This is a genomic window from Rhizobium sp. CB3171, from assembly GCF_029714265.1.
Lineage (GTDB): Bacteria > Pseudomonadota > Alphaproteobacteria > Rhizobiales > Rhizobiaceae > Rhizobium.
This window is the reverse complement of record NZ_CP121652.1, coordinates 3,821,868-3,835,380: the sequence shown is the minus strand read 5'-3', so window position 1 is coordinate 3,835,380 and position 13,513 is coordinate 3,821,868. Positions and strand designations below refer to the sequence as shown.

The 13,513-nt window shown below is 60.8% G+C and carries 11 protein-coding genes and 1 tRNA gene; 5 read left to right on the top strand and 7 right to left on the bottom strand.

The window, feature by feature from the left end:
* The first annotated feature begins 92 nt into the window (after positions 1-92).
* Together QA648_RS18620 and QA648_RS18615 are read left to right on the top strand one after the other, a co-directional pair.
* Positions 93-1,514: a phosphomannomutase gene (locus tag QA648_RS18620; RefSeq protein ID WP_283051418.1), complete on the top strand. Its 1,422-nt coding sequence runs from the start codon at positions 93-95 to the stop codon at positions 1,512-1,514.
* 92 nt (positions 1,515-1,606) lie between these two features.
* A tRNA-Leu gene (locus QA648_RS18615) sits at positions 1,607-1,691 on the top strand.
* 369 nt (positions 1,692-2,060) lie between these two features.
* Here QA648_RS18615 and QA648_RS18610 read toward each other — a convergent pair.
* From QA648_RS18610 to QA648_RS18585, 6 genes are all read right to left on the bottom strand, one after another.
* Positions 2,061-3,002, bottom strand: a complete 942-nt coding sequence (locus QA648_RS18610; protein WP_283048612.1) for a hypothetical protein — start codon at positions 3,000-3,002, stop codon at positions 2,061-2,063.
* Between the two features lie 1,185 nt (positions 3,003-4,187).
* Positions 4,188-4,502, bottom strand: coding sequence for a hypothetical protein (locus QA648_RS18605; protein WP_283048610.1), 315 nt, complete (start codon positions 4,500-4,502; stop codon positions 4,188-4,190).
* A 146-nt stretch (positions 4,503-4,648) separates the two neighbouring features.
* The gene (locus QA648_RS18600; RefSeq protein ID WP_283048609.1) at positions 4,649-6,568 is read right to left on the bottom strand and encodes a beta-N-acetylhexosaminidase; all 1,920 of its coding nucleotides are present in this window, start codon (positions 6,566-6,568) and stop codon (positions 4,649-4,651) included.
* Positions 6,569-6,595: 27 nt separating this feature from the next.
* Complete coding sequence (locus QA648_RS18595) at positions 6,596-7,372, bottom strand: SDR family oxidoreductase (protein WP_283048608.1); 777 nt, start codon at positions 7,370-7,372, stop codon at positions 6,596-6,598.
* A gap of 179 nt (positions 7,373-7,551) precedes the next feature.
* The gene (locus QA648_RS18590) at positions 7,552-8,415 is read right to left on the bottom strand and encodes a MurR/RpiR family transcriptional regulator (RefSeq protein ID WP_104821677.1); all 864 of its coding nucleotides are present in this window, start codon (positions 8,413-8,415) and stop codon (positions 7,552-7,554) included.
* Positions 8,416-8,502: 87 nt separating this feature from the next.
* On the bottom strand, positions 8,503-8,892 hold the full coding sequence (locus QA648_RS18585; protein WP_104821676.1) for a RidA family protein: 390 nt from the start codon (positions 8,890-8,892) through the stop codon (positions 8,503-8,505).
* 111 nt (positions 8,893-9,003) lie between these two features.
* Between QA648_RS18585 and QA648_RS18580 the strand changes: the two genes are divergently transcribed.
* Genes QA648_RS18580 through QA648_RS18570 form a run of 3 tightly spaced genes read left to right on the top strand, consistent with a single transcriptional unit; the run spans position 9,004 to position 12,096 of the window.
* Positions 9,004-9,489, top strand: coding sequence for a hypothetical protein (locus tag QA648_RS18580; protein WP_104821675.1), 486 nt, complete (start codon positions 9,004-9,006; stop codon positions 9,487-9,489).
* Between the two features lie 11 nt (positions 9,490-9,500).
* Positions 9,501-10,991 carry a M81 family metallopeptidase gene (locus tag QA648_RS18575; protein WP_283048607.1) on the top strand — a complete coding sequence of 497 codons (1,491 nt, stop codon included), beginning with the start codon at positions 9,501-9,503 and terminating at the stop codon, positions 10,989-10,991.
* Position 10,992: 1 nt separating this feature from the next.
* Complete coding sequence (locus QA648_RS18570) at positions 10,993-12,096, top strand: D-TA family PLP-dependent enzyme (RefSeq protein ID WP_283048605.1); 1,104 nt, start codon at positions 10,993-10,995, stop codon at positions 12,094-12,096.
* Positions 12,097-12,308: 212 nt separating this feature from the next.
* On the opposite strand, the gene ugpC is transcribed toward QA648_RS18570, so the two are convergent.
* Positions 12,309-13,445 carry a sn-glycerol-3-phosphate ABC transporter ATP-binding protein UgpC gene (ugpC, locus tag QA648_RS18565; RefSeq protein ID WP_283048603.1) on the bottom strand — a complete coding sequence of 379 codons (1,137 nt, stop codon included), beginning with the start codon at positions 13,443-13,445 and terminating at the stop codon, positions 12,309-12,311.
* Positions 13,446-13,513: the final 68 nt, after the last annotated feature.

Below are 13,513 nucleotides of genomic sequence, written 5' to 3'. Positions count from 1 at the left end.
AGGCGGCTATCGGCCGCGATCGATCGGTTGATCCTTTCCCCCGCTTGTTCCATAAGAGGCGCAACATTCCGAGGAGATTGCACGTGAGCAGCTTGAAATTTGGAACCAGCGGCCTTCGCGGCCTGTCCGTCGATCTCATGGGACGGGCGTCTGCCCTCTACGCCACGGCCTATGCCCGCCACCTGTTGAAGAGCGGCCATGCGCAGCCCGGCGATCTCATCCTGGTCGGCCGCGATTTTCGCGAGTCCAGCCCGGCGATCTCGGCCACCTGCATCGGCGCGCTGAAACGCGCCGGCCTCACGCCAGTCGATTGCGGCACGGTGCCGACCCCGGCGCTGGCGCTCTACGGGCTGGAGCTCAAGGCCGCCTCGCTGATGATCACCGGCTCGCATATTCCGGCCGACCGCAACGGCATCAAATTCTACCGCCCCGATGGCGAGATCGACAAGCAGGACGAGCTGGCAATCGGCGCCGAAGCAGCCGCGATCGGCGACGCTGAGCTGGATGAGACGCCCGGCACTTGCGAAGACCGGACGGCGGAGACCGAGGCGTTGTTCTTCGAGCGCAATATCGCCCTGCTGCCCGCCGACAGCCTCGCCGGCCTCACCATCGGCGTCTATCAGCACAGCACCGTGGCGCGCGATCTGCTCGGCCTAGTGCTGGTGCATTACGGCGCGCGCGTCGTGCCGCTCGGCCGCTCCGAAAGCTTCATTCCGGTCGATACCGAAGCGGTCTCGGCCGAAACCATCCGCCTGCTGAAGGGCTGGGCGCCGGAGCATGGGCTGGATGCGATCGTCTCCGCCGACGGCGACGGCGACCGGCCGCTTGTCTCCGATGAAACCGGCGAGCCGCTGCGCGGCGACCTGCTCGGCCTGATTGCCGCGAATTTCCTCGGCGCGGAAGTCGTAGTGACGCCGGTCACCTCCAATTCCGGCATCGAGGCCGCCGGCTCCTACACCGTCACCCGCACCCGCGTCGGCTCGCCCTATGTTATCGCCGGCATGGATGAGGCGCTGGCGGCCGGCAAAGCCAATGTCATGGGCTTCGAGGCCAATGGCGGCACGCTGACGGCAAGCCGCTTCATCATCGAGGGACAGCCGATCCGTGCCCTGCCGACGCGCGACAGCTTCCTGCCGATCCTCGCGACGCTCTTCGCCGCCGCGCGGGCAAAACAATCGCTGTCGGCCGTTGCCGCCAACTACCGCCTGCCGTTTGCCGCCGCCGACCGACTGGAGAATTTTCCGGTCGAAACCAGCGGGGCGCTGATGGCCTATCTGCGCGCCTCCGACGCCAATCTCGCCGCCTTCCTGGCGCCGGTCGCCGGCGTCGCGTCAAAGAGCGATATAGACGGGCTGCGGGTGACGCTGGCCGACGGCCGAATCATCCATTTCCGCCCCTCCGGCAATGCGCCGGAGATGCGCTGCTATGTCGAAGCGGCCGATGAAAACGAGGCAAAGGCCTTGCTGGAACAGGGACTTGGCCTCATCCGCGCCTGGGCGGCAGCCCGGGGTTAACCCGGGCTTCAACCGCTTTTTTCAAGATTGCCACGAAAACTTCAAAAACCCTGTTGACACCGGACAGCCACCCCCTTACATGCGTGTCCGTCGCCCAGATGGCGGAATTGGTAGACGCGCAGGTTTCAGGTACCTGTGCCGCGAGGCGTGGAGGTTCGAGTCCTCTTCTGGGCACCATTTCCTTTTGATCACTGCCAAGATCAAAGAGTTAGATTTCCTGAAAAGTTGTTTATTTGAGGCCTTTGCAGTGAGGGCCGGTAGCAGTGCGCTTGGGGGGCTTGTCCGTCCGATGGCTGTGGGGGGTCGCATCCCCCATTTTGTGAAGCGTGTCCCTTCCGATTTTGCAGGCAGCCGACGGTAGGCAAGACGCTGGTCATTCCGCTGGCCGGAAGTTGGGTAAGATTCACGGTTACTTTGAGTACCCAAAGCATTCGGCTCTCTCAGGACGGCCAGCGCCGGTGAGGCTCGGGTAAGACAAGCTGAAGCCGATATTGAGCGAGCCGAAAGCGTAAGAACGCTATGCAACTGAACTGATGAGCCAGCCACTTATCGTCGCCACGGCACAATCCCTAGCGCAATATTTTGGCAGGTAAATAGGCAAAAGTCACCGTACAAGAAACCCCACTTTGCCCCTTCGATGTCAATCTGTGGAAAGCCAATCTTAGTCGCAAGCTCGCTCCTGCCATGCGACGTGTCTAAGCGGCTATCCCAATCACGGAGCACACGCATTACCTTATCCACGTGCGTAACATGAAAGAAACTAGAGCCGTCAGAAGACGCAAAACCAACTGGCACTACCTTTGCTTCAACCTCTTCATGCGCCATCACGCCGTAACGGGCCAAGCGCAAGCGATCCTGGAGCGACGAGGTGCTTCTTGATGGCGACAGCCCTTTCACGTCCCACCCTGCTAAGAGGCGCTCTTTCGCGACCACCGCTCTCAGTGTTCCGTCGTTGCAGCTATTGTGGTCACCCAACATAAGAAAATGGATATTGTCTCTGCTCACCCATGCCCAGATCAAATCCCGAGAACCGTTGAGCCTTGTCCCATTTTTCTCAAGTGGCTTCAGGTGGAAGTGATGAGCATCCATTGTATTCAATGCGAGGTCCTTGTGTCCTCGACCGCCGTCGACCCAACGGATACCCGGCCTTGAACCTTGCTTGGGAGTATACCCACGGGTTTGCACCGTAGCCGAAAGGTATGGCGTGAAATCATCTCCTTTCGCTGACATATTGCCGATGACACCGATTACCCGCATTTGATCGTCACTCAGACGCTTTGCGAAAAATCCCTCTGCGAAGGAGACCGAACGCTGCCGAGGAGGTATCAGCCTGTCCACCCAACTCATGTAGGTGATCATAAGTTGGGCCAATGGCATTGCTCCGAGTTCCGCCTTAACGGTCGCGTCACCTGGGGCACATGGTATACGTTCTGTGAGATCGGCTCTGAGAGCGAAAAGCCGCGGCGGTAAGTCCTCTGCGTTATCCATGACAGCGCTTTCCAAATCCACCTCTCCCCTCAATCCCTCGGCATCATTCCTATCAGCACCTTGTTACCCACCCTATTACCACATCCCTGGCAGACCAACCGGGATGCAATAGAGGCCACCTGCCTAGTGCCTCCAGAGCGCCTTGCCAACTCGTAGCGGTCTAGGTGGACGATCTTGTTGCAAGCCGGGCAAACCACACTTAGCTCGTACCACTAAGATAAACCTCCAAGCGTTTGCTCGCAGTCGTCATGATCCACTGGTAGCAGCGCTATGCCTTTTCTGTGTCTCATTCCGCGCGTCGTGTCGGTGCTCATTGGCTCCACACAATGAGAACATAACAGGAACATAAAGCGGCAGCAAGGGACATTGGAAGAAATTGGTTACAGGCCTAGCTTCCTAGCAATGGCGGAACACAAGAAACATGAGAGGAAATGCCACCACCGCGAATAAGATAGGGTTCGCTACGTACGGCAGGAGGCGCTTTCGCTCTGGCTTTTTGCGACTTCTGGGCTTCGGAACGGGGCCATAAGGACCTTCGCCGTTTGCTCTAAAATAAAAGTAGCCAATCACCATATGCAGCAACAAAGCAGCGGCGGCGATTGATCCTAATATGAGGATGCGTGCGCCAAGGCTCGCTGAGCATTCTACCTGCCTGTTATCTATGTTTAGGCCGGTGACGATCTTAACAATTCCACCGATAAGCAGGGAGGCAAATAGATATATGAGCAATATATATGCTGCACCGCCTTTTCCGGTCGGGTCATTTGGCAATCTCATACTTGGTACATTATGGCGGACAAATGGGCTTCCCCGCTAATCGCGCTTGGGTTGATTCCCCATATGTGAGAATCCGTTGCTTCCACTACAAGACGCATTCACTGTATTCTTTGCCGCCGAGAAATAAATCTTTCGGCTGTTACACCAGACCCCATCTTCTCATCGGCGATATAGCTGCTGGGTTGGCTAAGCTCAGGCGCGTTAGCAGAACAAAACAAGGATAGCTGCGGGATATCCTTGCCAAAATGGGAGATGATCCCGCAACCGATAGCTAGATAGAGCCCGCGGAAGGCGATGTGTGGGACTTTATTGGTAGGATTGCGGGTCTTCCAGCAAGACGTGCAAGAGTTTGTCGCAAGCAGCTTCAAGTACCAAATCGATATCGCATTCGTCCGCCCACAACCCCGCTCACCGGCTCCGATTATGCCCCTTCCCCGTCGTCGAGACGCAGCGCTGAACCTTGCAGCTCGGATTGTCCGAGGTCGGCACCGAGGCGCTCGACATGGTGCCGCGGTTGACGCAGGCGGCGGAGTTTGAGACGTATCGATCGTACATCATCAGATTGTTGACGCTGTGCGAAGGGTATCGCAGGACGATTTCGCCCTCTCGGGCAATTTTGTCGTGAAGAGCCGAACACGTCATGCGATGGGAGTCATAACGGGACATTGCCATTGCGCTTGAGGCGGATAGCGCTAATGCCACGAGCAAAATGATCTTCTTCATGGGGTTTCCTCTTCTAGGTGACAGACGTCGCTATCGAAAGGAACCACATTATCCTGCATCTATTCTATCAGTTTCGTGACATAGCCATGCGCTGCCGGCAATGCAGTCAATCACGGCTGCGGCAATCACGACCCTGGACATCCTGCCTATAGAGCCGGACTGAGCCGCACGATCGCGGCGAAGCGCTCCCAGTTCTTGCCCGCCTTCGGCGTCCAGGCGGCTTCGGCGATGGCCGGCAGCCGGGGGAAGACGAGGCGATTGAAATAGGCGCGGGAGAGGAAATTTTCGAGCCAGATGCAGGCCTGCACGCCCTTCATCCGCTCCTTCAGTTCCTCGGGAAACTCACCTTCCGCCTCATAGGCGTAGGTATGCGCTGGGGGTACGGTGCCGGCCCAGCTCGCGCCCGGCTCCTGCCAGGCTTCCGCCTGCACCATGTCGAGGTAATAGGCCTGGCCGGGAGTCATCACCACGTCATAGCCTTCGCGCGCAAGCTCGATGCCGACCTCCGGCTTCTCCCAGGCCATCAGCAGCGTGCCTTCCGTGCCGACGCCGCCGCCGTGGGCGACTTCGTTCCAGCCGGCGAGCTTGCGGCCGCGTGCCGTCAGCATCGTCTTCACCCGCTTCAGGAAATAGGATTGCAGCGCGAAGGTGCCGGATATGCCTTCCCGCTCCATCAGCTTGCGGGCGAGCGGCGAGGCGAGCCACGAGCCGTTGGCCACTTCGTCGCCGCCGATGTGGATATATTCGGAGGGAAACAGCTCGACCATTTCATCGAACACTTTCCCGAGGAACTCATAGGTCGGCTCCACGGCAGGGTTAAGCGCATTGTTGGGATAGCCCTGGACGGAATGATAGCTCTCCGGCGCTTCCTGCCCGTCGGCCAGATCCGGCAGGGCGACGAGGGCGGCTGTGCTGTGGCCGGGAATATCGATTTCCGGCACGACCTCGACGCCGAGCGCCAGGGCATGGGCAACGATCTCCCTGACATCCTCATGCGAATAGAAGCCGTCCACCGGCTCGGCGCCGTTTCCAAGCTGCGGCAGCAGAGGTTCGTCCGGGCCGCGCAGCACGCCGGTCGAGGTTAGCTGCGGATAGGCCTTGATCTCCAGCCGCCAGGCCTCATCGTCGGTCAGATGCCAATGGAAGATGTTGAGCTTCAGCCAGGCGAGGATATCGATCAGCCGCTTCACATTGTCCTTCTGGTGGAATTGCCGGGAGACATCGAGATGGCAGCCGCGCCAGCCGTAACGCGGCTGGTCGGAGATCGTGCCGGCGGCCGGAAAGCGGAATTTGGCGGGTTCGCGCCGCGCGCCGTCCAGAAGCTGCGCCAAGGTCGTCAAACCATAGAGACGCCCGGCCTCAGTGCCATAGGCAAGCGTGATCTCTTCGGCCGAGAAAGTGAGCTGATAAGCTTCCTTGGCGAGAGCCGACCGCTCGACGAAGCGCAAGGGCCTACCCTGCGGCGCGGCGATGAGGCTGAATGGCGCATGATTGGCCGGAAACAGGCGCTGGAAGAGCGCCAGCGCCGTCGCAACTGCCTTCAGGCTGGCAGCGTCGGTTCCCTTGACGGGATAGAGCACGACCGGAAAGCTTTCGCCCGGCTTGGCATCGATCGCCGCTGGCCAAGGCTGGATGGCGAAGGGAAGATCGAGCTTGCCTTCCGGCAGCAGCACCGGCGGCGGCTCGCTGACGCGGCCTTCAAGCAGGAGATCGGTGACGGACACCGGAACATGACTGCCGTCTGATAGCGTCAAATAGGCGGACTTGGCGCCATCGGTGCAGTGTTTCGCCGTTCGGTTCAGGCCGCTGACGCTGAAGGTCCAGCTTTTGCCCGATGCCAGGGAGAGGCCGGCAGGCGCGGCGAATTCATGGAAATTGGCGTTGCGGCGCAGGAAGACGGCATTGTCGCAAGCCTTGGGATCGATGACGCGCGTCAGCGAGGTATAGACGAGGCGGAAACCGGTGAGCGGCGCATCCGAGAGATTGATCAGCGTAAAGGTCAGGCGGCCGTTCGGTCCGCCATCGGGGGACCAGGTGTTTTCGAGATGATAGGAAGCCGGCTGCATATCTATTCTCTCCTTAACGACAAGCGTTCAATAATGATCGGACTGTGAAAATGTATGGGCGAGCTCGGCCTGCCCCGCCGTCAGGCCGCAATCGACCGGCAGGCAGACGCCGGTGATGGCTGCCGCCAGCGGGCCGGCGAGAAAGGCGACGGCATTGGCGACATCGGCGGGATCGACGACGCGCTGCAGCGGATACCACCGGCGGGCCTCTTCGAAGACATTGGGATTGGCGGCCGCACGCGCCTCCCAGGCCTGCGTGCGCACCGTGCCCGGCGCGACCGCATTGGCGCGGATGCCGAACTTGCCGTATTCGACCGCGACCAGCCGAGTGAAATGCAACAAACCAGCCTTGGCGGCGCTATAGGCGGGATGGCCGAAGACGGCCATGCCGTTGACCGAGGCGATGTTGACCAGCGATCCCTTTGACGCCTTCAGCATATCCTCGACGGCGCGGAAACAGAGGAAGGCGGCTTCGAGATTAAGGGCATTGTCGGCGCGCCAGATATCCGGCGTCGTATCATGCAGGCTGACGGCGCGGGCCGCTCCCGCATTGTTGACCAGGGTCTTGACCATACCCAGCCCCGCGGCCGCCTTTGCCATTTCGGCAAGGTCGGCCTCGCTGGTGACATCGGTTTTCAGGGCGATGAAGCGTTCCGCCGGTCCCAGCTCTTCCGCAGCCTTTCGAACGGCAGCGGCATCGATATCGACCATCAGGACGATATCGTGATCATCCGCGAGACGCCGGGCAATGGCGCGGCCGATATCGCCGGCAGCTCCGGTAACGATGGCGACGGATCGGGTCATGCATCTCTCCCCTGCTGCGTTTCTGTTCTTTCGCAATTCCGGACGGAAAGCGGCTCACGCACTTTTCCTAAAGCTCGTGGCGATATTTCAGATTCGCTCCCACGCTTTAGCTCCTTGTTTTTGCATGTCGTTTTCGCAAAACCGCCGCACACTTTTGCGCGACATGCATTAGAATCGCTTTAGTCCCCGAGAAGCTGGCGGTCGTCGCCGTCGCGATGAGTGACGAGCTGCTGCTTGATGCGACGCAGCGTTACCGTCGCTTGCGGCTGGATGCGGTAAGCGACAAGGCTGGCGAGGATATCCACGACCGCGAGATAGGCGATGCGCGTCGATGTCGGGCGATAGATATTGTTGCCCTCGGGCAAATCGACCGGCACGGTGATGTCAGCGGCAAGCGCCACCGGACTGTGGCTCTGCGTCAACGCAATCGTCGGCACCTTGGCTTCGCGGGCGAGCATAAAGGCCCGCACCAGCTCGGCATTGCGGCCCGACAGCGACGAACCGATCAGCACGTCCGTCGGCTTGGCGGCGGCGGCCATCATCAACTGCATGCTGTGATCGGAACTGGCGGTGACGCGCAGGCCGAGGCGGAACAGCCTGTTCTGCAGCTCGCTGGCGATCATCGAGGAATTGCCGCCGGAGCCGAAGGCGTAGATCATCTCGGCGCCGGCAAGCCTGTTGGAGGCCTGCTCGATGGCGGGGATATCCAGCCCGCGATGCAGCAGGAACAGCGCATTCTGCGCCTTGGTGATGATGTCCTGCGCGACATCCGCCGGCGCGATGCTCTTCGGCTCCGGCTTGATGTAGCGCATGCCGACATAGGCGGTGCGGGCAAGCTGCACCTTGAAATCGGAAAAGCTCTCGCAGCCGAGCCGACGGCAGAAGCGCGTCACGGTCGGCGGCGAAACATCCGCCTTGCCGGCAAGCTCGATAATGGAGGCGTTGACCGCAAATTCGAAATCGTTGAGGACGATGTCGGCAATGCGGTTTTCCGACTGCGACAACCGCCCTCTTTCCTCCTGCATGGTCGTGAAAATATCCACAGACGTCCCCCATTTTAATGCACAATCCTATCCAAAAGCCGCTATGCGCCCTTCCAAGATCATGCAGCCCCTGACAGTCTTCCTACCTCACGCTTCCGGCGCCTTGTAGGCGATGCAGTCGATCTCCACCTTGCAATCCACCATCATCGACGACTGCACGCAGGCGCGCGCCGGCGGATGCGCGCCGAAGTAGTCCTGGTAGATCTTGTTGAAGCTCCAGAAATCACGGGGATCATCGAGCCACACGCCGACGCGGACGACATGCTCGAGGTCATAGCCGGCTTCATGGAGAATGGCGATGAGGTTGCCGATCGCCTTATGGGTCTGGGCGACGATGCCGCCATCGATGATCTCACCATCTTCCATGGCGACCTGGCCGGAGACATGGAGCCAGCCATTGGCTTCGACAGCGCGCGCGAAAGGCAGCGGCTTGCCGCCCGCACCCGTCTGGACAGCGCCATAACGCTTGATGGTCATTTTCAATCCTGCAAATTATTTTCGTGACACGTTGACAAATGACCATAGAAAGCAGAATTTGACCAGTGAAAATCGCAATTTATGAAAAGAATTTCAATATTGGCGGGTACAATGCGCGATCCCTTTAAAAATCCCTTCCCTGCCGACGACGCTGCCCGGCACGCAATCTGGGAGATGCTGGTGCCGCGCGATATCGACGCCTTTCTCGCAGCCGACTGGTCGCAGGTGGCGGACGATTTCGTCGAAGACGGCTTCATCGGCATCGACGGCCGCCGCGAAGTCAGTCCCGACAAATGGCGCCTCACCTTCCCGACGCTTGCGGCCTACCGCGACGAATGGTTGCGGCAAGCGCGCGATTTTGCCGGCCAATCCTTTGCGGAAGACCCGCGCACCGCCATCTTTACGACGACTACGCTGGAAGACATCGAGATCGAAGGCGATATGGCGCTGGTGCGCAAGAAATTCGATGGCAGCCTGAAGAAAGCCGATGGCGACGTCGATGTGCTGAAATGGCAGACGCTTTATTATTGCCGTCTGCATAATGGCCGCTGGAAGATTTCCGGCTTTACCGGTTACCTGCCGAATCCAATGGAATAGAGGCGACGGCGTTGCGCATTTTCACCGCGGTGCTCGCGACCGAGACGAACACTTTTTCTCCGATCTGCGTCGATCGGCGCGCCTTCGAGGCTTCCCTCTATGCGCCGCCGGGCGAGCATCCGGAGACGCCGACGCTTTGTTCGGCGCCGATCACAGTCGGCCGGCGAGTGGCCGCGGAAAGGGGCTGGGAGCTGATCGAGGGCACGGCCGCCTGGGCCGACCCGGCCGGCCTTGTGAATCGCACGGCCTACGAGGGCCTGCGTGACGAAATCCTCGACCAGCTTCGCGCCGCCATGCCGGTCAATGCCGTCGTGCTCGGCCTGCATGGCGCGATGGTTGCCGCCGGCTACGAGGATCCCGAGGGCGATTTCCTGTCGCGGGTCCGTCAGATCGTCGGGCCGGACATTCTCGTCTGCGCCGAACTTGATCCACACAGCCATCTGACGAAAAAGCGTCTCGCAGCGGCAAATTTCTTCGTCTACTTCAAGGAATTCCCGCATACGGACTTCGTCGATCGCGCCGAAGACCTCTGGCGCATCGCCGTCGATACGCTGGGGGGCCGCGTACAGCCGGTCATGTCGGCCTTCGATTGCCGTATGATCGACGTCTTTCCGACCTCGCGCGAGCCGATGCGCTCCTTCGTCGACAAGATCATGGCGCTCGAGAAAAGCGATGCGGATATCCTGTCCATCTCGGTGATCCACGGCTTTATGGCTGGCGACGTGCCGGAAATGGGCACGAAACTGCTGGTCGTCACAGATAATAAGCCGGATAAGGGCTCCGCCCTCGCCCGGGACCTCGGCTTGGAGCTCTTTTCCAAGCGCGGCACCTTCATGATGCCGCAGATCGACGAAAAGCAGGCCGTGACCGAGGCCATGGCCGCCAGTTCGGGGGCCGTACGCTCGGGTCCGGTCGTCATCGCTGATGTCTGGGACAATCCCGGCGGCGGCACGGCGGGCGATGCGACCGTCATCCTCGAAGAATTGCTGGCCCGCGGCGCCTGCGACACGGCGATCGGCACGATCTGGGACCCGATGGCGGTGCAGATTTGCATGGCGGCCGGCGAAGGTGCGGAAATTCCGCTGCGCTTCGGCGCGAAATCGGCGCCTGGCACCGGCAATCCGATCGACGGCGTCGTCAAGGTCGTGCGTCTGGTCGCCAATGCCGAAATGCGCTTCGGCGAAAGCCTGGCGCCCTTCGGCGATGCGGCGCATATCGAATTCGAAGGCATCGACATCATCCTCAATTCGACGCGCGCCCAAAGCTTCGATCCGAGCCTTTTCTCGGTGATGGGCATCGACCCTACGCAGAAGAAGATTCTGGTGATCAAGTCGACCAACCACTTCTTCGCCTCCTTCTCCAAGATCGCGTCGGAAATCCTTTACTGTTCGGCCGGAACGCCCTATCCGAACAATCCGGCGCGCACGCCCTATCGCCGCGCGCCCAAGGATATATGGCCGATGGTTGCCGACCCGCATGGGTCACAAGAGGGAGCTGCCTGATATGGCGCAGGACATCGTCTCGGACATCAGCCCCAAGTCAGGCGACCGCATTGACGATCTTTCGACGCCGCGCCCGATCATCGACGAAGACCGCATGATGGCGAATATCGCCCGCGTGCAATCCTATATGGATGCGCATGGGCTGAACTTCCGGCCGCATATCAAGACGCACAAGATCCCCGCGCTGGCGAGCGCCCAGGTGGCGGCAGGCGCCAACGGGATCAACTGCCAGAAGATCACCGAGGCCGAGGTGTTCGCCCATGCCGGCTTCGAAGATATCCTCATCACCTTCAACATCCTCGGTCCGGAAAAGCGCGCTCGCCTCTCTGACCTCAACGATCGCATTTCCGGGCTGAAAGTCGTCGCCGACAGCACGGTTACGGTCGACGGCCTGTCAGCCCATTTCGCGACGCGCAAACCGCTCACCGTGCTGGTGGAGTGCGATACAGGCGGCGGGCGCTGCGGCGTGCAGTCGCCGGAAGAGGCCGCGGCATTGGCAAGGCATATTGCCGGCAGGCCGGGCCTGACCTTCGGCGGCCTGATGACATATCCGAAGCCAAATAGCGCTGCCGCCATACAGGCTTTTCTGGCCGAGACCATCTCGCTCCTGAAGCGTGATGGCATCGCATGCCCCATCGTCAGCAGCGGCGGCTCGCCGAGCCTCTACGAGGCGCATCTGGTGACGGCGGCCACTGAGCACCGTGCGGGCACCTATATCTACAACGATCGGTCCATGGTGCGGGCGGGCCATTGCAGCGAGGACGATTGCGCCATGCATATCCTCGCGACCGTCGTCTCGCGCCCAACGCCAGACCGCGCCGTCATCGACGCCGGTTCCAAAGCGCTGACCTCCGATCTCCTCGGCTTTTCGGACTACGGCACCGTGGTCGGCTACCCCGAAGCGGTCATCACAAATCTCTCGGAAGAGCATGGGGTGATGGATCTTTCGAAATGCGCCGGGGCTCGTCCGGTAATCGGCGAGAAGATCCGCATCATCCCCAACCATACCTGCGTCGTTTCTAACCTGTTCGATCGCATGGTGTTTCACCGCGACGGCATCGTGACCCGCGTCGAGGATGTCTCGGCGCGCGGGCTGGTCTGGTAGGGCGCCGCTGATTGTGCCAACCACCCGCCCTCGTGGTTCGAGGGCGCTGCGCGCCAGCTCACCATGAGCGCTCACCTTCCGTGCCTCGCGGCGGCATATATCGTCTTTGCGTCGATGCGTGGTGGCCGCTCGGCCTCATCCTGAGGAGCACTGACACGGGAGCGCCAGCGGACTTGGCAGGGCCTCGAAGGACGAGGCGGCTCCAAGGGCTTTCACGAAGAAGGCGTGCCCAGTAGCTCCATATCGATATCCGTCAGCTCCACCTTGCGCTCGAAAGCCAGGCCGCTCTCATCGAAAAGATGGCAGTCGGCCACGCGGATGCCCGTGACCAGCGGCACATCCGTGCGGATGGCGACGCTTCCCGGCAGCGTGGCGCAAAAATTCTCGCCGCTATAACGCTCCAGCGCCGCATAGGCGACCGTCTGTGCCCCCAGCCGCTCGATCACGGTCGGCATGACTGTCAGGGATATATCGCCGCCGCCAAGCTGCACATGCTCCGGCCTGATGCCAAGCGTGAGCTCCTTCCCGACGACGCCGTCTCGCGGGGCGACCGGCAGCAGCGCCGTCTGGCCTTTGTACTCCACCTCGACGCCTGCCTCGGTGACGCTCTTGCAGGTCACGGGCAGGAAATTCATCTTGGGGTTACCGATGAAGCTCGCCACGAATTTATTTGCCGGCTTATGATAAAGCTCCAGCGGCTCGCCGGTCTGCGCGATCTCGCCGGCGTTCAGGACGACGATCCGGTCGGCCATGGTCATGGCTTCGACCTGGTCGTGGGTCACATAGATCATCGTTGCCTGCAACTGACGGTGCAGCTTGGCAAGCTCGATGCGCATATCGGCGCGCAGGGCCGCATCGAGGTTCGACAGCGGCTCATCGAACAGGAAGATTTTCGGCTCGCGGACAATCGCCCGGCCGATGGCAACGCGCTGGCGCTGGCCGCCCGACAGCATGCCCGGCTTTTGCTGCAGGCGTTGATCGAGATGCAATATGCGGGCGGCGTGCTCTACCCTGGCCTTGAGCTTGTCTTCCGCCATCTTCTCGACGCGCAAGGGAAAGGCGATATTCTCGAACACCGTCATATGCGGATAAAGGGCGTAGGACTGAAAGACCATGGCGATGCCGCGCTTGACCGGAGGCAGGTCGTTGACGCGCGCGCCATCGATGACGATGTCGCCGCTCGTGACACCGTCGAGGCCGGCGATCATCCGAAGCAGGGTCGACTTGCCGCAACCGGAGGGGCCGACGAAAACGACGAACTCGCCATCCATAACGTCAAGCTCGACGCCTTTGATGACTTCGAAGTGGCCGTAGAATTTCCTGACCTGGTTAAGGTGAAGCTTTCCCAAACTCTGTCTCCGCGCGGCGCCGCCATCAGGCGGGCGGGGCTCAAAAGGCCGCGCGCGATGCGCGCGGC